The organism is Nocardiopsis sp. CNR-923 (genome assembly GCF_001942255.1).
Classification (GTDB): Bacteria; Actinomycetota; Actinomycetes; order Streptosporangiales; family Streptosporangiaceae; genus Nocardiopsis.
Map to the genome: position 1 here is coordinate 49,669 of NZ_MKKC01000131.1, position 19,272 is coordinate 68,940.

At 71.5% G+C, this 19,272-nt stretch carries 11 protein-coding genes and 2 pseudogenes; 8 read left to right on the top strand and 5 right to left on the bottom strand.

Going from position 1 to position 19,272, the window contains the following annotated elements:
- Positions 1 to 235: 235 nt before the first annotated feature.
- Positions 236 to 2,467 (bottom strand): ATP-dependent DNA helicase RecQ, encoded by a 2,232-nt coding sequence (locus BJF83_RS23005; RefSeq protein ID WP_083678677.1) that lies wholly within the window; start codon positions 2,465 to 2,467, stop codon positions 236 to 238.
- Between the two features lie 236 nt (positions 2,468 to 2,703).
- On the opposite strand from BJF83_RS23005, the gene BJF83_RS23010 reads away from it, so the two are divergent.
- The 4 genes and pseudogenes from BJF83_RS23010 to BJF83_RS23025 all read left to right on the top strand — a co-directional run bounded on the left by BJF83_RS23010 (position 2,704) and on the right by BJF83_RS23025 (position 7,633).
- Entirely contained in the window at positions 2,704 to 5,190 is a 2,487-nt protein-coding gene (locus BJF83_RS23010) for a DNA topoisomerase (ATP-hydrolyzing) subunit A (protein WP_075927955.1), read from the top strand.
- A gap of 91 nt (positions 5,191 to 5,281) precedes the next feature.
- Positions 5,282 to 5,799: pseudogene (locus BJF83_RS29920) on the top strand (beta-class carbonic anhydrase).
- Positions 5,800 to 6,011: 212 nt separating this feature from the next.
- Positions 6,012 to 6,338, top strand: a complete 327-nt coding sequence (locus tag BJF83_RS23020; RefSeq protein WP_075928018.1) for a M48 family metallopeptidase — start codon at positions 6,012 to 6,014, stop codon at positions 6,336 to 6,338.
- A 140-nt stretch (positions 6,339 to 6,478) separates the two neighbouring features.
- Complete coding sequence (locus BJF83_RS23025; RefSeq protein WP_075928019.1) at positions 6,479 to 7,633, top strand: PLP-dependent cysteine synthase family protein; 1,155 nt, start codon at positions 6,479 to 6,481, stop codon at positions 7,631 to 7,633.
- A gap of 45 nt (positions 7,634 to 7,678) precedes the next feature.
- Here BJF83_RS23025 and BJF83_RS23030 read toward each other — a convergent pair.
- A pseudogene (locus BJF83_RS23030) lies at positions 7,679 to 9,783 on the bottom strand (type IIA DNA topoisomerase subunit B).
- Between the two features lie 458 nt (positions 9,784 to 10,241).
- Here BJF83_RS23030 and BJF83_RS23035 point away from each other — a divergent pair.
- Positions 10,242 to 10,466 (top strand): hypothetical protein, encoded by a 225-nt coding sequence (locus BJF83_RS23035; RefSeq protein WP_075927956.1) that lies wholly within the window; start codon positions 10,242 to 10,244, stop codon positions 10,464 to 10,466.
- A gap of 132 nt (positions 10,467 to 10,598) precedes the next feature.
- On the opposite strand, the gene BJF83_RS23040 is transcribed toward BJF83_RS23035, so the two are convergent.
- Positions 10,599 to 11,297: a GNAT family N-acetyltransferase gene (locus BJF83_RS23040; protein ID WP_075927957.1), complete on the bottom strand. Its 699-nt coding sequence runs from the start codon at positions 11,295 to 11,297 to the stop codon at positions 10,599 to 10,601.
- A 116-nt stretch (positions 11,298 to 11,413) separates the two neighbouring features.
- On the opposite strand from BJF83_RS23040, the gene yaaA reads away from it, so the two are divergent.
- Positions 11,414 to 12,211, top strand: a complete 798-nt coding sequence (gene yaaA / locus BJF83_RS23045; protein WP_075927958.1) for a peroxide stress protein YaaA — start codon at positions 11,414 to 11,416, stop codon at positions 12,209 to 12,211.
- A gap of 270 nt (positions 12,212 to 12,481) precedes the next feature.
- Here the strand turns inward: yaaA and BJF83_RS23050 are convergent, their stop codons facing one another.
- Positions 12,482 to 14,164 carry an RNA polymerase sigma factor gene (locus BJF83_RS23050; protein WP_143832045.1) on the bottom strand — a complete coding sequence of 561 codons (1,683 nt, stop codon included), beginning with the start codon at positions 14,162 to 14,164 and terminating at the stop codon, positions 12,482 to 12,484.
- A gap of 237 nt (positions 14,165 to 14,401) precedes the next feature.
- On the bottom strand, positions 14,402 to 16,459 hold the full coding sequence (locus tag BJF83_RS23055; protein ID WP_075927959.1) for a SpoIIE family protein phosphatase: 2,058 nt from the start codon (positions 16,457 to 16,459) through the stop codon (positions 14,402 to 14,404).
- Positions 16,460 to 17,024: 565 nt separating this feature from the next.
- Between BJF83_RS23055 and BJF83_RS23060 the strand changes: the two genes are divergently transcribed.
- Both BJF83_RS23060 and BJF83_RS23065 read left to right on the top strand, forming a co-directional pair.
- On the top strand, positions 17,025 to 17,297 hold the full coding sequence (locus BJF83_RS23060; protein WP_075927960.1) for a hypothetical protein: 273 nt from the start codon (positions 17,025 to 17,027) through the stop codon (positions 17,295 to 17,297).
- Positions 17,298 to 17,443: 146 nt separating this feature from the next.
- Positions 17,444 to 19,096: a hypothetical protein gene (locus BJF83_RS23065; protein ID WP_075928021.1), complete on the top strand. Its 1,653-nt coding sequence runs from the start codon at positions 17,444 to 17,446 to the stop codon at positions 19,094 to 19,096.
- The last annotated feature ends 176 nt before the right edge of the window (positions 19,097 to 19,272 follow it).

Here is a 19,272-nt window from a genome sequence, read left to right on the forward strand (position 1 = left end):
TGGGTGCGCTGCCCCGGGTGCGGGGGACGGCGTGCCCGGCCCACGGCTCGCGTGCGCGCGGCAGGCGCGCGGCCCCGTGCCCGAACCGTCGAGCCGACCCCATGATCCCGGTGGCCGAACAGACCGGTGGCTCCGCGCCCGACGCGGCACCGGTACCCGACGCCGCACCGCGACGGCCCGCCGCACCTCGGCGTCGACCGGGCCGCACCCCCGTTCGCCGCCCCGTCGGGCTCGGTCACCCGCCCATCGTGGCCAGGGTCAGTGGCAGCACCTCCGGGGCGCCGGCCCGGCGCAGGAGCGCCGCGCCCACCGTCAGACTCCACCCGGTGTCGGTGTAGTCGTCCACCAGCAGCACCGGCCCCGGTGACCCGGCCTGGAGTCGCGCCAGTCGGTCGGCCGCGTCGTCGCCGAGGACCAACTCCGAGTACACCTGATGCAGACGCAGCGCGCTGTTGTGCCGACGCGGTCCCGGCCCGGCCTCCGAGCGGTATCCCAGCGCGCCGACCGGGGTGAGCCGGCCCAGATCGCACAGGCGTCGCGCCAGATCGGTGACCATCGTCGGCCGGGTGCGCGAGGGCATCACGACCACGCCGACCGGTCGGGTCTGCCACCCCCAGGCGGCGAGCACCCGGACGACCCCCTGGAGCACACGTTCGCTCACCGGCTCGTCGGGGGCGTCCTCGGCGAGGATCCGGCGCAGCTCGGTACCCCAGCCGACATCGGTGAACCGTGCCAGCGCCCGTCCCTCGCCCGCGCGGGAGCCCTCGGCGATCCGCCCGGACAGGTTCACCCCCAGGGCGTCCATGCCGGTGGGCCACTGGCGCCGGGGGGAGACCGGGGCGCCGGGGCGGTCGAGGTGGTCGGCGGCGGCCTCGCGCCTTGCGGGGTCCGTCTCCGTGGGCCAGTACTCCCCCGTGCACACGTCGCACCGGCCGCACGGCTCGGCCGCGCCGTCGTCGAGCTGGCGGCGCAGGAACTCCATCCGGCAGGTGTCGGTGGACAGGTAGTCGAGCATGGCCCGCTGCTCGCGCTCACGCGCCGCCGCGACGGCCGCGTACCGCTCGGCGTCGTACTCCCAGGACCGCCCGGTGGCGACCCAGCCCCCGCGGACGCGCCGGACCGCGCCGTCCACGTCCAGGACCTTGAGCATCTGCTCCAGCCGGGTCCGGCGCAGGTCCACCCGGGTCTCCAACCGGGCGACGGACATCGGCGCCCCCTCGGCGGCCAGGACGTCGAGGGTCTCCCGCACGGTGTCCTCCTCGGGGAAGGACAGCCCGGCGAAGTACGCCCAGATCTGCCGGTCCTCGCGGCCGGGCAGCAGGACCACCTCGGCCCGCTGCACGCCTCGCCCCGCTCGTCCGACCTGCTGGTAGTAGGAGATGGGCGACTGGGGCGCCCCCAGGTGGACGACGAACCCGAGGTCGGGCTTGTCGAAGCCCATCCCGAGCGCGCTCGTGGCCACCAGGGCCTTGACCCGGTTGGCCAGCAGGTCGTCCTCGGCCCGTCTGCGCTCGTCCGGGTCGGTCTGACCGGTGTAGGCCCGCACGTCCAACCCCTGCTCGGAGAGGAAACGGGCGGTCTCCAGGGCGGCGCCGACGGTGAGCGTGTAGACGATGCCCGAGCCCTGGATCCGGGGCAGGTGCTCGGCCAGCCAGCTGAGCCGGGCGGTGGGGTCGGGCAGGTTCACCACGGCCAATCTCAGGCTCTCCCGTTCCAGGGAACCGCGCAGGACGAGGGTGTCCTGGCGGGTTTCCCCCGTCTGGAGCTGTTCGGCGACGTCGCGGGTGACCCGCTCGTTGGCCGTGGCGGTGGTGGCCAGGACGGGGATTCCGTCGGGCAGGTCGTGCAGGAGGGATCGGATCCTGCGGTAGTCCGGGCGGAAGTCGTGCCCCCAGTCCGAGACGCAGTGCGCCTCGTCGATGACCACCAGCCCCGCACCGGCGGCGAGTTCGGGCAGGACTCGGTCGCGGAACTCGGGGTTGTTGAGCCGCTCGGGGCTGACCAGGAGCACGTCCACCTCCCCGGCGGCCACGTCGGCGTAGACGGTCTCCCACGCGGTGGTGTTGGCGCTGTTGACGGTCCGCGCGCGGATCCCGGCGCGTTCGGCGGCGGCGATCTGGTTGCGCATCAACGCCAGCAGTGGGGAGACGATGACGGTGGGGCCCGCCCCTTCGGCCCGGCGCAGGGCCGTGGCCACGAAGTAGACCGCGGACTTGCCCCAGCCGGTGCGTTGGACGACCAGGGCCCTGCGGTGTTCGGCGACCAGGGCGTGGATGGCTGTCCACTGGTCCTCGCGCAGCCGCGCGGACTTCCCGGCGAGCGCACGCAGGTGTCGTTCGGCCGCCTCGCGCAGGGCGCCGCCGTGCGCCCGCCCATGGGGACGCGAGCGGTCGTGGGGGGCGTCGTGGGCCGTGGAGTCGTCCGGGTGGGTCGCGGTGGCGTGCGCGCCGCCAGCAGATGTCGCCATGCGTTCCTTGGTATCAGAGCGGAGGGGGTCGCGGCGGATGTCCACAGGGCGGACTTCGTCGGAACCCTCTCGCGCCGGAGGCGTCGACCGGGACGGGCGAGGCTCTGCGCCCGCGACCGCGCACGGGCGGAAACCCCCACACGCGCGCCCAAAACTCCCTCAGTCGCACGGGTCACACCGCGCCAACCACCGGCCTACGTACGTTTCAGTCTCTGGAACAGGCCAGAATTACGGTCATGGCCCGTACAACTTCCCGTCCCCCCGAGGATCTCGCCGAGAAGATCATCGACATCGACGTCTCCGAGGAGATGCGCGGCAGCTTCCTGGAGTACGCGTACTCGGTCATCTACCAACGCGCGCTGCCCGACGCCCGCGACGGCATGAAGCCGGTGCAGCGGCGGATCCTCTACCAGATGAACGAGATGGGGCTCCGCTCCGACCGCGGACACGTCAAGTGCGCCCGCGTCGTCGGCGAGGTCATGGGCCGACTGCACCCTCACGGCGACAGCGCCATCTACGACGCCCTGGTCCGTCTCAGCCAATCCTTCGCCATGCGCGTCCCGCTGGTCGACGGGCACGGCAACTTCGGTTCGCTCGGCGGCGACGACGCCCCCGCGGCCATGCGCTACACCGAGGCGCGCCTGGAGCGCAGCGCCGAACTCCTGGTCTCGTCCATCGACGAGGACGTCGTCGACTTCAAGCCGAACTACGACGGCCAGGAGACCGAGCCGGAGGTGCTCCCCGCGGCGTTCCCCAACCTCCTGGTCAACGGCGCCTCGGGCATCGCGGTCGGCATGGCCACCAACATGGCCCCGCACAACCTGGGCGAGGTCGTCGCAGCGGCGCGCCACCTCATCGCCCACCCCGACGCCACCCTGGAGGAGCTCACCGACTTCGTCCCCGGACCCGACCTGCCCACCGGCGGCGCCATCGTCGGCCTGGACGGCATCCGCGACGCCTACCGCAAGGGCCGGGGCACGTTCAAGACCAGGGCCACCGTCTCCATCGAGAAGGTCTCCGCGCGGCGCACCGGACTGGTGGTCACCGAACTGCCCTACAACGTGGGTCCGGAGAAGGTCGTCAGCCGCATCAAGGAGCTGGTGCAGTCCAAGAAGCTCCAGGGCATCTCCGACCTCAAGGACCTCACCGACCGCAACCAGGGTCTGCGCCTGGTGATCGAGCTCAAGAACGGCTTCAACCCCGAGGCGGTCCTGGAGGAGCTCTACCGGCTCACGCCGATGGAGGAGTCCTTCGGCATCAACAACGTCGCCCTGGTCGACGGCCAGCCGCAGACCCTCGGCCTGCGCGAGCTGCTCCAGGTCTACGTCGACCACCGCCTCGACGTGGTCCGCCGCCGCAGCGAGTTCCGCCGCCGCAAGCGCCAGGAGCGCCTGCACCTGGTGGACGGCCTGCTCGTCGCACTGCTCGACATCGACCGCGTGATCGCCCTGATCCGCGCGGCCGACGACACCGCCGCCGCCCGCGAGTCGCTCATGGGCGCCTACGACCTCTCCGAGATCCAGGCGCGCTACATCCTCGACACCCCGCTGCGCCGCCTGACCCGCTTCGACCGGCTGGAGCTGGAGACCGAGCGCGACCGGCTCAACAAGGAGATCGACGAGCTCACGTCCATCCTGGAGTCGGACAGGAAGCTGCGCCGCGTGGTGTCCAAGGAGCTCGCCGAGGTCTCCAAGCAGTTCGCCACACCGCGCCGCACCCAACTGCGCGAGAGCGACGGCGCCGCCCGGGGCGCGGTGATCCCGCTGGAGATGGCCGACCAGCCCTGCCACGTCCTGCTCGGCGTGGACGGCACCGTCGGCCGCAGCCGGGGCGCCACCCCGCCGCCGATGTACGAGGGACTGCGCACGAAGCACGACGCGATCGCCGCGTCAGTGCCCACGACCTCGCGGTCGGACGTCGGCATGGTCACCGACCTGGGCCGGATGATCCGCGTGCCGGTGGTCGAACTGCCCGAACTCCCCGACGAGGGCGAGGAGCGCCCGCCCCTGGCATCGGGGTTGGACGTGTCCGAGTTCGTCCAGCTCGACGGGGACGAGCGGGTGGTCTCGGTGGTCGCGATGGACCCCTCGGGCGCGGGCTTGGTTGTGGGCACCGAGGGCGGCGTGGTCAAGCGGATCGCCCCCGACTACCCGCCCAACAAGGACGACTTCGAGATCATCACGCTCAAGGACGACGACCGCCTGGTCGGCGCCGCGCAGCTGTCCAGCGGCGACGAGGACCTCGCGTTCATCACCTCCGAGGCCCAGCTGCTGCGGTTCTCGGCGGGCGCGGTACGCCCGCAGGGCCGCCCGGCCGGCGGTGTGGCGGGCGTGCGCCTGTCGGAGGAGGCGCGCGTCCTGTGGTTCGGCGCCGTCCCCTCCCCCGAGGACTCGGTGGTCGTGACCGTCTCGGGCGCCAGCAACGCCCTGGAGGGCACCCAGGCCGGATCGGCCAAGGTCACACCGTTCGAGGCCTACCCCGCGAAGGGGCGCGCGACCGGCGGGGTACGCTGCCATCGGTACCTCAAGGGAGAGGACACGCTGCTGTTCGGCTGGATCGGCCGGGCGCCCGCCCGCGCCGCCCGCGAGGACGGCAGGCCGGTGCGCCTGCCCGACGCCACCGACCGCCGGGACGGATCCGGTGAGACCCTGCCGCGCGCGATCACCACGGTGGGCACCGGGCGCACCGACGTGGGACTCACCGGCCCCGGACAGAGCGTTTGAGAGTAGTGCGACGTGCCGTGTACACGGGCCCGGTCGCGTGTACACGGCCCATGGCCATGGAGACAGGGAGTGAACCCGCGTGAGTGAGTCCATCGACCCCGGCCGCGCGCCGGGCGCCTTCGACGACGTGTTCGCCGCCAACGACGAGTACGCGGCCCGCTTCGCGCTTGAGGGCCTCAAGCCGATGGCCGCCCGGGGGTTGGCCCTGGTGACCTGCATGGACTCCAGGATCGAGCCCCTGGACATGCTGGGTCTCCAGCCCGGCGACGCCAAGATCCTGCGCAACGCGGGCGCCCGGGTGACCGATGACACCCTGCGTACGCTCGTCCTGGCCGTGTACCTGCTGGGCGTGGAGCGGGTCCTGGTCCTGCCGCACACGCGCTGCAAGATGGCCTCGGTGGACGACGACGGCGTGGTGCACGACCTCATCCAGGAGGAGTACGGGGTGGACACCCGCAGCCTGGAGTTCCACACCAACAGCGACCAGCTCGGCGCGCTCAGGCACGACCTGGAGCGGATCCGCCACCACCCCCTGCTGCCCGCGGGGCTGCCCGTGGCGGGGGCGTCTACGACGTGGACTCGGGTCGGGTCAACCCGGTCGACCTCTGACACCGCCGGGCGGCCCGGTCGCCGGACGCCGGTGACCGGGCCCGCGTGTGTGCGCACCGCGCGGTCCGGGGATCCCTATGTATGGGGGCGGGTGCGGTGCGGTGTTCCACGAGTGCGCGCCGAGTCCCTCCCGGCCCCGTGTCTCGCCTGGGAATGCGGTCACTGCGGTGGCCGTTGTGATGCGGGACGGCAGCGCCGTCGAGAGGAGCACCGTGGAAGAGAGCACCTACGAGACCTTCAACCGCGCACGCATGTTCATGGAGCTGGGCGACCCGATCTACGCCGCCCGCACCCTGGAGCCCCTCGTCGAACACGAGCCGAACAGCCGCTCCCTCCTGGAACTGCTCGGCCGCGCCTACTTCTTCTCCGCACAGCTCAACAAGGCCGAACGTACCTTCCGCAGGATCATCGAACTAGACCCGGTCGACAACTGGGCGCACATCGCCCTCGCCCGCACCCTGGAACGCCAGAGCCGCCACGAGGAGGCCGCGACCTACCGGCGCATGCACGCCGCGATGTCCGGCGGATCGCTCGACTGACCGTTCCGGACCGCTCCGGCGCGGTGATCGCCGCGCGTCCTCCCCGGGCGTCCGTCGGGGACGGACGCTCCGGGTGGCGGCGCCCGGGTCCGCCCCGGTCCGGGTCATGGCGCCGGCAGGCAACGGCTACGCTGCTGCACATGCCACCTCCCTCAGCAGCCGACGGCCCCGACCCCTCAGACCGCTCCGCGTGCGTGGACCGCACCAGTGAGCGCGCCCGGGCCTGGGCCGACGAGGCGGTTCGCAAGGTGGTCGCCGACGCCAACCGTTCGGCCGACACCCACCTGCACGTCTTCCCGCTTCCGTCGGAGTGGGGTATCGACCTGTACCTCAAGGACGAGTCGGTGCATCCCACCGGCAGCCTGAAGCACCGCCTGGCGCGATCACTGTTCCTCTACGGCCTGGCCAACGGCTGGATCACCGAGGACACCACGATCGTGGAGGCCAGTTCGGGCTCCACCGCCGTGTCCGAGGCCTACTTCGCACGGCTGGTCGGACTGGGCTTCGTCACGGTCCTCCCCCGCCGCACGAGCCCGGAGAAGATCGCCCTGATCGAACGGTACGGGGGGCGTTGCCACTTCGTCGACTCCCCGCCCGACATGTACACCGAGGCCGAGCGGCTCGCCCGGGAGACCGGCGGCCACTACATGGACCAGTTCACCTACGCCGAGCGCGCGACCGACTGGCGGGGCAACAACAACATCGCCGAGTCCATCTTCGAGCAGCTCTCCATGGAGCGCTACCCGTGCCCCGAGTGGGTCGTGGTCGGCGCCGGCACGGGCGGCACGTCCGCCACCATCGGCCGCTATCTGCGCTACCGTCGCCTGGGCACCCGCCTGGCGGTCGTGGACCCGGAGAACTCGGCGTTCTTCCCGGGCTGGGTGACCGGCGCCTCGGACTACGCCACGGGGATGCCGTCGCGGATCGAGGGGATCGGCCGCCCCCGCATGGAGCCGAGCTTCGTCCCGTCGGTGATCGACCTGATGATGCCCGTGCCCGACGCAGCGAGCATCGCCGCGATGCGCCACCTGCACGACGTCACGGGTCTGAGTGCGGGCGGCTCCACCGGCACCAACCTGTGGGGCGTGTGGCACCTGGTGGCCAGGATGCTCCGTGAGGGGCGCAAGGGCAGCGTGGTCACCCTGATCTGCGACGGCGGCGAGCGCTACCAGCACAGCTACTACGACGACGCGTGGGTGGCCGAGCGGGGGCTGGACCCCGCGCCGTACCGGGCGGCGGTCGACCGGTTGCTCGACAGCGGGGACTGGGACCCGCCGCCCCCGCCCGGGAACTAGGTTCCCGAGCGGGCCGAACCGGAGCGCGGGCCCGAAGGGGCACAGTCAGGCGTCGATGCGGGCGACGTCCAGTTCCTGGGCGCCCTCCTGGATGAACTTCCGGCGCGGCGCCACCTCGTTGCCCATGAGCAGGTTGAACACCGAGGCGGCCTCCTCGGCCTGCTCCACGCGGATCCGGCGCAGGGTCCGCCGACGCGGGTCCATGGTGGTCTCGGCGAGCTGGTCGGCGTCCATCTCACCCAGACCCTTGTACCGCTGGACCGGCTCCTTCCAGGAGATCTTCCGCTTCTCCAGGTCGAGCAGGGTGCGCGTCAGCTCGGCGTCGGAATAGGTGTAGACGTAGCGGTCCTCGGGACGGGCACCGCGCTTGCGCCGGGTGTTGGTCAGCTCGATCCGGTGCAGCGGCGGCACGGCGGCGTAGACCCGGCCCGCCTCCAGCATCGGCCGCATGTACCGGTAGATGAGCGTGAGCAGCAGGCACCGGATGTGCGCACCGTCCACGTCGCGTCGGCCATGAGGATGATCCGGCCGTACCGTGCGGCGTCGATGTCGAATGTCCGGCCCGAGCCGGCGCCGACCACCTGGAGGATCGCGGCGCACTCGGCGTTCTTGAGCATGTCGGAGACCGACGACTTCTGCACGTTGAGGATCTTGCCCCGGATCGGCAGCAGCGCCTGGAACTCCGAGTCGCGGGCCAGCTTGGCGGTGCCCAGAGCGGAGTCTCCCTCGACGATGAACAGTTCGCTGCGGTCCAGGCCCTCGCTGCGGCAGTCCACGAGCTTGGCGGGCAGAGCGGAGTTCTCCAGCGCGTTCTTGCGACGCTGAGTCTCGCGCTGCTGACGGGCCGCGAGCCGGGCCTTGGCCGCCCCGACCACCTTCTCCAGGACCGTGCGCGCCTTGGCCTTGTCCGTCTTCTTCGTGGAGGTGAGGAAGTCGCGCAGCTCCCTGCCGACCACCTGGGAGACGATCCGGGAGGCGGCCGAGGTGCCGAGGATCTCCTTCGTCTGCCCCTCGAACTGCGGCTCGGGCAGGCGGACGGTGACGACCGCGGTCAGACCCTCCTGCGTGTCGTCCTTGGTCACGGGGTCGTCGCTGTTCCTGAGCAGCTTGGTCGCGCGCAGCTGGTCGTTGACCACCCGGACCAGGGCGCGCTCGAAGCCGGTCAGGTGCGTGCCGCCCTTGGGCGTGGCGATGACGTTGACGAACGAGCGGACGGTCGTGTCGTAGCCGGTGCCCCAGCGCAACGCGACGTCCACGTCCAGGCGGCGCTCGACGTCGGCGGGGACCATGTGCCCGGCGTCGTCCAGGACGGGAACGGTCTCGGTGAACGTGCCCGAGCCCTGGATGCGCAGGACGTCGCTGACCGCCTCGTCGGGGGCGAGGAAGGTGCAGAACTCGCCGATCCCGCCGTCGAAGCGGAACTCCTCGGTGTAGGCGGGCTCGCCTTCGGCGCGCTCGTCGCGCACGGCGATGGTCAGTCCGGGCACGAGGAACGCGGTCTGGCGGGCGCGGTCGAGGAGGGACTCACGGGCGATCTCCGCCTCCTTGAGGAAGATCTGCATGTCCGGCCAGAAACGGATCCGGGTCCCGGTGATCTTGGCGGCGACCTTGCGGACCTGCTCCAAGCCGGAGACCGGGGTGAACTCGGCGTCGGGTCCGGCACCGGCGAAGCGGCCCGCGATGCCGCGGCGGAAGCTGATCGCGTGGGTGCGGCCCTGGCGGTCGACCTCGACGTCCAACCGGGACGACAGGGCGTTGACGACGGAGGCGCCGACACCGTGCAGTCCGCCCGAGGCGGTGTAGGAGCCCGAACCGAACTTCCCGCCCGCGTGCAGCTTGGTCATGACCAGCTCGACGCCGGACAGACCGGACTTGGGCTCGGCGTCGACGGGGATGCCGCGGCCGTCGTCACTGACCGAGACCGATCCGTCGGTGTGGAGGGTGACGTCGATCCGGGTGCAGAAGCCGCCCAGCGCCTCGTCGACGGAGTTGTCGATGATCTCCCACATGCAGTGGGTGAGGCCGCGGCTGTCGGTGGACCCGATGTACATGCCCGGCCGTTTGCGTACCGCCTCCAGGCCCTCCAGGACCGAGAGGTGCCGAGCGGAGTAATCCTCGGGGTCGTGGACGGCTGCGGTCAAGGCGGTCACTCGGACATCTCCTGCGTCTTGAGGGCCATCGGAGCTCTGATGCGGTGCGTGGTGCCCTTTGTACCGCGCCGCGCCGACGATAGGGGGCAGGCCACGGCGTGCCGGGCGGATTCCACGTCGTGGGGTAGCGGGGTCGTGGGCCGCCGCGGCGGCGGGCGTCGTCGCCGAGCGCCGCCCGTGCGGGGCCGCCGGAGCGCGGCGACGGGTGCTGCCCCGCGCGAGACTACCACCTCCTGTGGATGCGACCTGGATACTCCCACTTTCTGGGGATGCCGGAGGCCCACAGGGGGTATCAGGGAGGTAGGGAAGCGACAGCAAACCACAAACCCCCACATCGACCCCCCAGGGAACCAACCGGGCAGATTCCGCTGTCGGCGTACACCCGAGCCGGTTGGGAACGTCCCTGGCTGGTTAGATGTTGTCAGAGGTGACTAACGCCGAGTATTGAGGATGGCGAAGTGACTGGAACCCTTGCCCCCACCCAGCAGCTGACGGCTGCCGACCGTTGCGACCGTTGTGGCGCGCAGGCGTACGTCCGGGTGCTCCTGAACTCCGGCGGCGAGCTTCTCTTCTGCGCGCACCACATGCGCAAGCACGACGAGTCCCTCCGCAAGATCGCCTCGGACATCCACGACGAGACGGACAAGCTGACCGCGAGCAAGGCCACCGCCGAAGAGCGTTAGCCACGGGACGACAACTTCACACGGAATCCAGACGTACGGCGGCGGACCCGGAAGGGGCCGCCGCCCTTCGTCGTGCGCCCGCCACCGCCCGCGGTCCTACCCTCACGTCGCCCTCCGCCACGGCGTACGCGGCTACGGCTCGCCCACCCGGAAGTGGTAGCGGTCCGTCCGGATGAAGCCCGCTCGCTCGTAGGCGCGCAGCGCCGCCGTGTTCCCGTCCATCACGCACAGGTAGGCGCGCTCGGCTCCCCGGTCGCGCCCCCAGGCGAGCAGCGCGTCGACGATCCCCGCGGCGAGCCCCCGGCCCCGGGCCTCAGGCGCCGTGAGCATGGCGTACAGACCCACCCAGCCGTCCGCGAGGGACGCGCATCCCCGGGCCGCGCCAGCGGCCTCCACCGCGTACGCCATCTCGGGGACGCGGTCCATGATCCGGTGCTGGCCCTCCACGACCCGCGCGCCGGTCCCCTCTGCCGACCACAGCGCCCGCCAGCGCTCGTCCGGGCGCGCGAGCACCTCGAACCGGCCCCCCGGACCCTTGACGTCGTCCAGATCGCGCACCATGACCAGGGCGGGGTTCACCGAACGGTAGCCCCGCGCGGACAGGTCCCGGTCGAGGTCGTCCATCCCGTCCCAGACCTGGACGGCCGGAGGAGCACCCCGCTCCCGGTAGAAGCGTTCGACGGTCTCCGGGTCCGCGCGTTCCGGGTCCAGCGCAACCGCCGAGTTGGCGCGGAAGGTCACCCCTCCCGCGAAGCCCAGGTGCCATCCCCCGGTGACGCGCACCTCCTCCGGCGGCCAGTCCCTGGAGATCCTCCGTGCCCACGTGTGCATTCCAAGCCCCTCGACGGTTGCGATGATCCGATGATGCCAGGGCAGACCCGCCACCGGCACGTACCATGGCAGGGCCGCCTCCGGCTCTCCACCCGCAGTACCAGGAAAGTCCCGCCATGCTCATCTTGCTGCCGCCCTCCGAGGGCAAGGCCACCTCCGGGGAGGGGCCGCGCCTGGACCCGTCCTCGCTGACCTTCCCCGATCTGACCGGGGCCCGTGAGGAGGTCGCGGCGGCGCTGGCCGAGGTGTGTTCGGGTCCCGAGGAGACGGCCCTGGAGGTGTTGGGGCTGTCCGCCGGGCAGACCGACGCCCTCAAACGCAACCTGGACCTGGCCACCGCCCCCACGCTCCGCTCCGCCGACCTGTACACCGGCGTGCTCTACGACCGGCTGGGGCTGCCCTCGCTGCTCGGCTCCCCCGCCGCCGGGCGCGCGCGGGAGCGGGTCCTGGTGTTCTCGGGCCTGTGGGGTGTGGTCGCCCCCGAGGACCGGCTGCCGCCCTACCGCCTGTCGATGGGGGTCAGGCTGCCCCCACTGGGCGGGTTGGGCGCGTACTGGCGGCGCGCGGTGAGCGGCCCGCTGGGAGAGCTGGCTGAGGGACGGCTGATCGTCGACTGTCGTTCGGCCGCCTACGCAGCGGCGTTCCGACCGAAGGGAGCGACCGCCGAGCGCACGGTCTCGGTCCGGGTCCTGCACGAGAGAGTGGTGAGCGGTCAGACGCGCCGATCCGTGGTCAGCCACATGGCCAAGGCCACGCGGGGCGACATCGCACGCGCGCTGCTGGCCGAGGGCGTGGACGCGGCCACCCCGTACGAACTGGTGTCCGCCCTGCGCGACCTCGGGCACACGGTGGAACTCCAGCCCGCGGCCAAGGCGGGGACCGCCCGCACCATGGACGTGGTCGTTCAGGACTGACCGGGGCCGTCGTGCTCGGGGGAGGGGCCGGCCCCTCCCCCGAGCACGGGACTTTATCCCGCACCTACACCTGGGCTGGCAGCATGGCTGCCGTCGGATGGACGTCGGCACACCCTGGAACGCATGCGGGAACACGCCCCACACGCCCGAGGACACGCGGGAGTCGCCACACGCGTGGACGGCGGGGCGTCAGCGGACCGGTGCGCCGTCCCGGTCCCTCGGGACGGCGCAGTGGGCACAGCCTCTCAGACCATCACTGACAGGACCGCCCTAGTCCAGGTAGTCACGGAGCACCTGCGAACGCGACGGGTGACGGAGCTTCGACATCGTCTTGCTCTCGATCTGCCGGATGCGCTCGCGGGTGACGCCGTAGACCTTGCCGATCTCGTCTAAAGTCTTCGGCTGGCCGTCGGTGAGACCGAAGCGCATGGAGACCACGCCGGCCTCACGCTCGGACAGGGTGTCGAGCACCGAGTGCAGCTGCTCCTGCAGGAGTGTGAAGCTGACCGCCTCGCCCGGCTGGATCGCCTCGGAGTCCTCGATGAGGTCACCGAACTCGCTGTCGCCGTCCTCGCCCAGCGGGGTGTGCAGGGAGATCGGCTCGCGACCGTACTTCTGGACCTCGACCACCTTCTCCGGGGTCATGTCCAGCTCCTTGGCCAGCTCCTCCGGGGTGGGCTCGCGGCCCAGGTCCTGGAGCATCTGGCGCTGCACACGGGCCAGCTTGTTGATGACCTCGACCATGTGCACCGGGATGCGGATGGTGCGCGCCTGGTCGGCCATCGCCCGGGTGATCGCCTGACGGATCCACCAGGTGGCGTACGTCGAGAACTTGAAGCCCTTGGTGTAGTCGAACTTCTCCACCGCGCGGATCAGGCCGAGGTTGCCCTCCTGGATCAGGTCCAGGAACAGCATCCCACGACCGGTGTAGCGCTTGGCCAGCGACACCACGAGTCGCAGGTTCGCCTCCAGCAGGTGCTTCTTGGCGCGGCCGCCGTCCTCGGCGATCCACTCCAGCTCGTCGCGCAACTCGAAGGTGAGGACCTCGCCCTCCTCGGCGAGCTTCTCCTCGGCGAACAGACCGGCCTCGATACGCTTGGCGAGTTCGACCTCCTGCTCGGCGTTGAGCAACGGCACCTTGCCGATCTGCTTCAGGTAGTCCTTGACCGGATCCGCGGTGGCGCCGGCCGCGACCACCTGGGCGGCGGGAGCGTCGTCGTCATCGTCGTACAGGACGAAGGACTCGTCCTCGGACCTGGGCGCGGTGGGCGCGCCGACCGCCTCGGGCTTGGCGGACTTGACGTCCTTCTCCGGAGTGTCCTCGACCAACTCCAGCTCGGCGCCGGTGTGTTCGAGGTCGTCCAGCCCCTCCTCGTCCTCGAACTCGGCGGCGGGCGCGAGCTCCAGGTCCTTCTTGGCCGTCTTCTTGGCGGCGGCGGTCTTCTTGGAGGTCGCCGCGTTCTTCGGGGCGGCCTTCTTCACCGCGCCCTTCTTGGCTGCGGCTGGCTTCCTGCCGGCGGGCTTCCCCGCGGCGGCTCCCCCGTCGGAGGTCCCCTCGGGGTCGCCCGAGTCGACGACCGCGGTGACCGTCTCCGGCTGCTCCTGGGCCGCCGCGGCGCGCACGGGCTTGGCCGACCGGGCGGCCGCGGGCTTGGCGGTGGCGGTGGTCTTGGTGGACCTGGTCGAGGTGGACCGCGTGGTCGCCGTCTTGCGCCTGGGAGCCTTGCGCCGTGAGGAGGCCGACTCGGGCACGAGCACGGTCACGCCCTCCTTGGCGAGGCTGCGAAGCACGGACTGCGCCTGCGACATCGGGATTTCGGCCTCTTCGAAGGCACGGCGCACGTCCTCGGGCTCAAGAAAGCCCTGGGACCGCCCACGCTCGATCAGCTGCTGAATGACGGGCTCTTGCAGTGACTCGGACTGCTTCGAGCGAGTCGAACTGGCAGATGACACAAACACCTCTCGAACGGACGTGTGGCGAGATTGTCGGACCCGGTGGTCCGCCTGGCCGGGACCGGGCGCGCGCCCTCTCCCACCTGCGGCCTGGGATCGTCCCCACTGGGGCGGGGAAGCCGTTTGTCTATCAAGCGTATGCGCTCCGGGAGGTCATCCCCCTGGAGGATCACCCCCGCGTCGCGGGGCGGAACGGCTTCTTCACTGTAGGCAAGGCAATGGACTTGTTCGTACGGTCTACCGCTCCGACGCGGAGTCGATCACCGGAAGCTGAACGGCGAGCAGAGTGACGTCGTCGTCCTGCTCGTACCCTTCGAGCATGCTCTCAACAAGGTACTCCAGCATCTGCTGTGGGTCGCCCACCGCCTCGGGTGGCGCCGAGGCGGCCACGTCGACCAGCTCGTCGAGTCCGGAGGCGACGGACCGTTTGCGGTTCTCAACCAGTCCATCGGAGTAGAGGGCGACGGTGTTACCGGGTTGGACGAAGAATTTGTGGTGGCCCCTGGGAGCACTGACACCCAATGGCGTGTCGGGCTCGCCCTCCAGCAGGGAGGGGCCGGCGCTTCCCGCGACCACGAGGGGCGGCAGATGCCCCGCGTTGCTGAGGTCGAGCTGTCCGGTGACCGGGTCCAGCACGAAGTAGACCAGCGTCGTCACCTGGTCCAGCCCCTCGGTGGCGGCGAACATCCGGTCGAGCCCGGTCAGGACGTCGGCGGGTTCGGGCATGTTGAACGCCAGGGCGCGCAGCGCGTTGCGGATCCGGCTCATGCCGGCGGCGGCCGGGATCCCCTTGCCCATGACGTCGCCGAGCACCCCGGCGACGCGGCCGTCCGGCAGCGGGAAGGCGTCGTACCAGTCGCCGCCGACCTGCACGTGCTGGGAGCCCGAGCGGTAGTAGGCGGCCAGCCGTACGCCCGTCACCACCGGCAGCTCCTCGGGCAGGAGGCTGTGCTGGAGGGCCTGGGCGGTGTCGTGCTCGCGCTCGTAGAGCTGGGCGCGGCCGACGGCCAGGGCACACTGTCCGGCGAGGGCCTCCAGGAACACGCGTTCCTCGTCGGTGACTTCGCGGGTCGCGACGAAGGCCAGGCGCAGGGCGCCGATCGTGCGTCCCGCGATGCTCATGGGCAGGGCGACCCAGGAGCGTTCCGGTGTGGTCTCGACCAGTTCCACGGCTTCGGGAGCATCCTCGAACAGGGCGCGCAGCTCGGCCGGGTTCGCGGCCAGGCACGGGGCCTGGTCGGCCACGGCGCGGGCGGCGGGGTCGGGGTGTTCGAGCGGGAAGGAGGCCCTGGGCAGCGGATGGGTGCGCTCGGCGGCCATGGTCCGCAGTCGGAGGCGGTCCCGGTCGAACAGGACCACGTGGGCGTGGTCGGCGCCGACCCCGGAGCGCCCGATCTCGGTCATGGCGTTGACGACGTCGTCGACGGTGAGCGCCTCGGCGAGGTCGGAGGTGGCCTTCTGGAGCCGCGCGGTGCGCATGGCCGCCTCACCCAACTGCTGGTTGAGCCGCTGGCGGAGTTCGTCGGCCTCGCGTTCGGTGGTGACGTCGACGAACGTGCCGATCCATTCGACGGTTTCGGTCCCGTCCTTGATGGGGTTTGCGCGTGCCCGGTAATGGTCGTAACCGCCGGAACGGGTGCGCACGCGGAACATGGCGTCGAAGGGGGTCACGTCGAGCACGGCGTCGTCCCACGCGCGCTCGACCCGGGTCCGGTCGTCGGGATGGACGGCGCCGAGCCAGCCCCGTCCGAGGAAGGCGTCGGGTTCCTGACCGGTGAGCGATCGCCACTGGGGACAGTCCTCCTGCATGTCGCCGCCGGGTCCGGCCGCCCAGACGATCTGCTGGCCCGCATGGAGCAGGGCGCGCAGCCTGCGCTCGTCGCGTCGGGCGACGGAGGCCTCGTGCTCGGGCGCCGCGATCAGGCCGACGCGCTCCTCGTCGGTGTCGGGATCGGTCACCGGGAACCAGGTGAGGTCCCAGACCTGTCCCCTGGACGCGCGGAACCGCTCCCGAACGGTGCCGCCCCCGGCCCGGACGGCGCGCAGAGAGGCCCGCTGGGCGGCGGCCCCGGCCGGGTCTCCGGCTTCCTCCAGCAGGTCGGCGGGGGTCCGACCGAGGCACTGGGCGGGTGCGGCGCCCAGCAGCGCGGCGAAATGCTGGTTGACGGTGGTCAGACGCTCGTCGGAATCGACCAGGGCGAATCCGATGGGGGCGTCGGTCAGAAGCGATCTGACCGCGTCAGGCAGTTCCGCCCCCTCGATTCGGGGTGGCGGAATGGACGTCTCGGCGCTCACCTGCTCGACACCTCCGGAACCGTCGGACTCCCCACCCGTGTTTCGCTGGGGACGCTGCCTGGACCGCACGACCCACGTGAAGCACGTGTACCGGCCACGGCGTGTGCCCGGGGCCAGTCGCGAATTACGTACGGGGGCTCGCGGCCCTCGGGAGTCACACTCCAGGACTCCTCTCGGCCGCTGTCACCGCCCCAGCATAAGACACACCCGTCCTCACGCAACGGGCCCTGTGGAGGGGAGTACCACGGGCACGGAAGGTCATCATCGGGCCACACGTCGGCCGTCGGACGGTCAACCGGCGGTTTTTCGCCCGTGTTTTGCCCTCATTACCGATGCCTACCACACGCGACCGGTTTCCTCCGTGCATTCCGAAACAAGACTGTTATATGGCGGAAAAGTCCATTTTGTACCGTTGACCTGCGTTGATGGCGAGACCAGAGTAAACGCCGTCCCCCGAGGTTTTGACGACAGCGCACCGGAACGGGGGTTGACAGTCCGTCCAGAACAAGTGGAATGGGTGGAGGTCACCGTCCAGGCCATCTTCCAGCAAGGGGTGTGAGCGAGAATGCTCCAGACCTTCCCGGTCCAGGATCTCAGGCGGATCTCGGCGAGGCTCCACGACGAGTTCAGCGGACTGTCCCATCGTTGTGTCGAGCGTTGTGTCAGTGACACGTGGAACTGCGTCGAGCACCTGGGGATCGCGGTCACCCCGCACCTGGTCGAGAGGGTCGCCCGAGAGCACCTGGAGGCCATGGTCAACTCCGTGCCGCCGTCCGAGATCGGCGCGGTACGCGGTCACCGCGGCCCCGGGCACGGAGCCGTCCCCCGGCCGCGCTGACCGCACCGGCGGTGCGCCGCCGGACCCCGCGAGCCGCCGTCCTCGGGCGGGACCACGCCCCGGCGGCGCTGGCATACCCTCAGGTGGTGTCCAACCCAACGCCTCCCCCCGGACCCGAGCCGGTGCCCGGCGCCGTCTTCGACGAGATGCTGCGTGCGGCCCGAGCCCTGCTCGCCATGCGCGAGCCCCTGGACGCCGAACTGGCCTTCAGCGAACTGCTCGGGACGTGGTGGGGTGAGCGCGTCCCGGGCGTGGACGTCGAACGGCTGCTCGGCGAGGGACTGGTCGCGCACGCCACCGCCTCCGGCACCCCGGCCGGGCTCGGCGTGCTGGCGGCGGTCGCCGCGCTGGGCACCTCGCGCCCGCAGCGGCACCTGGCCGAACAGGGGGTGATCGCGCTCAGGGAACGCGGCCTCCAGGTGCCCGAGTGGGCCTCGAAACTCGGCGCGGTCACTCCGCTGGCCGCCCATGTCCACGGCGACCGTTTCGGAGACACCGACGACATCGTCTGCGTGTTCGGCAGGGCCGACGGCGACGGCGCACCGTCGCCGCCCGAGCACGCCGTGATCCTGGTCGTCGACCACAACGGCGGAGGCCTGCTGCGCGACGTGTGGGTCACCTCCAAGGTGGACCGACTGCTCGAACGCTGCCGGGAGCGGGCCGAGAAGGATGACTTCATCAGGTTCGCCCCGATCGGGCTCGGCACCGCCCGCGCCCTGCTCACCCGCGCCCTGGAACGGACCGACCTGGTCGTGGGCGGTGCGTCCAGCGACCCCGGAGCGGGTCCCACCGTGCGGGCCGTCGGGCTGACCGCCGCCGACCTGACCGACGGTTCCCTGGCCGCCCACTACGCCCTGGTCCGCGCCCGGATCCGAACCCTGCCCGCGACGGCCGCGGAGGCCGCCCCGGTCCCGCTGTGGCGGCGCGACGACCGCGCCGTGCTGGCCGCCCGCTTCCTGGCCTCGGACGAGGCTGCGGGACTCTCGGACTCCTACGCCGCCAGCCGGTGCGTCGACCACATCATCGCGTACGGCTGCGACGTGGACGCCGGTCGGCCGCTGCGCGTCAGCCCCCGCAAGGTGGAGTCGTTCCTGCTGCACTGGCTGCCCGGTCGCGTCGTGCTGCTGCCCGAGGAACAGGAGGCGATGCCGCACGTCCTGGCCGCGTGGGTGCGTTGGGCCGGTCGGGTCGCGCCGGAGGCGTCGGGCGGGTGCTCCGGCGGGCCGGGCGCGGCATCGGTCTCCCGGCTGCCGGAGGTGGCCCTGGGCGCCACCCTCGACGCCGTGTGGGAGTGCACCGGCGCGTTCGTGGGCACCTACCGCGACCCCGCGCGCCCCCTGGGCCTGCGCCAGGAGGCGGTGCGCCGCCTGCTGCCGGACGGTGACTTCGCGGCGCTCGCGCGCCGGATGTTCGCCTTCCCGCTGCTGGCCAGCGAGATCGTCGCGGGCGCTCCGGACGAGTTCGACCCCGCCACCCCGCGCGGTCGGCGGGCGCTGCTGCGGCTTGACCACTACGGCGAGTACGAGGCGGCCACACCGCACAGCGGCCGCCACTCCAGCGGACAGGACCACTGGTACCGGCCGGTGACGCGCACCGATCCCGAGCGGGAGCAGGAGTTGGACAGGCACGAACGGCTCGCCGAGCGGCTGTGGCACGGGCGGCCCGTCCACCTGTGGCGGGCCGCGAGGCGCCTGTTGGACCGGGGCGTGGACCGGCGCTCCGTACTGACCGCGCTGAACGCCCAGTTGGAGACGGCCTCCGACGAGACGGATCTGCGCCGACGCCTCGACGCTCTCTGAGCGGCGGTGGCCCCGAGCCCCGTTCGAGCCCGCCAGAACGCATCAGCACAGCGAGGGGCGCACCGGGATCCACAGGAGAAGCCAAGCCGCGAGCGAGGAACGAGCGACAGGCGAAGGCGACGACGAAGAGCCCGGTTCCCCGCGCCCCGAGCCCCGTTCGAGCCCGCCAGAACGCA

Coding starts and splice junctions, on each gene's coding strand:
- BJF83_RS23005 (WP_083678677.1), bottom strand. CDS start 2,467: ATGGCGACATCTGCTGGCGGCGCGCACGCCACCGCGACCCACCCGGAC.
- BJF83_RS23010 (WP_075927955.1), top strand. CDS start 2,704: ATGGCCCGTACAACTTCCCGTCCCCCCGAGGATCTCGCCGAGAAGATC.
- BJF83_RS23025 (WP_075928019.1), top strand. CDS start 6,479: ATGCCACCTCCCTCAGCAGCCGACGGCCCCGACCCCTCAGACCGCTCC.
- BJF83_RS23040 (WP_075927957.1), bottom strand. CDS start 11,297: ATGCACACGTGGGCACGGAGGATCTCCAGGGACTGGCCGCCGGAGGAG.
- yaaA (WP_075927958.1), top strand. CDS start 11,414: ATGCTCATCTTGCTGCCGCCCTCCGAGGGCAAGGCCACCTCCGGGGAG.
- BJF83_RS23060 (WP_075927960.1), top strand. CDS start 17,025: ATGCTCCAGACCTTCCCGGTCCAGGATCTCAGGCGGATCTCGGCGAGG.
- BJF83_RS23065 (WP_075928021.1), top strand. CDS start 17,444: ATGCTGCGTGCGGCCCGAGCCCTGCTCGCCATGCGCGAGCCCCTGGAC.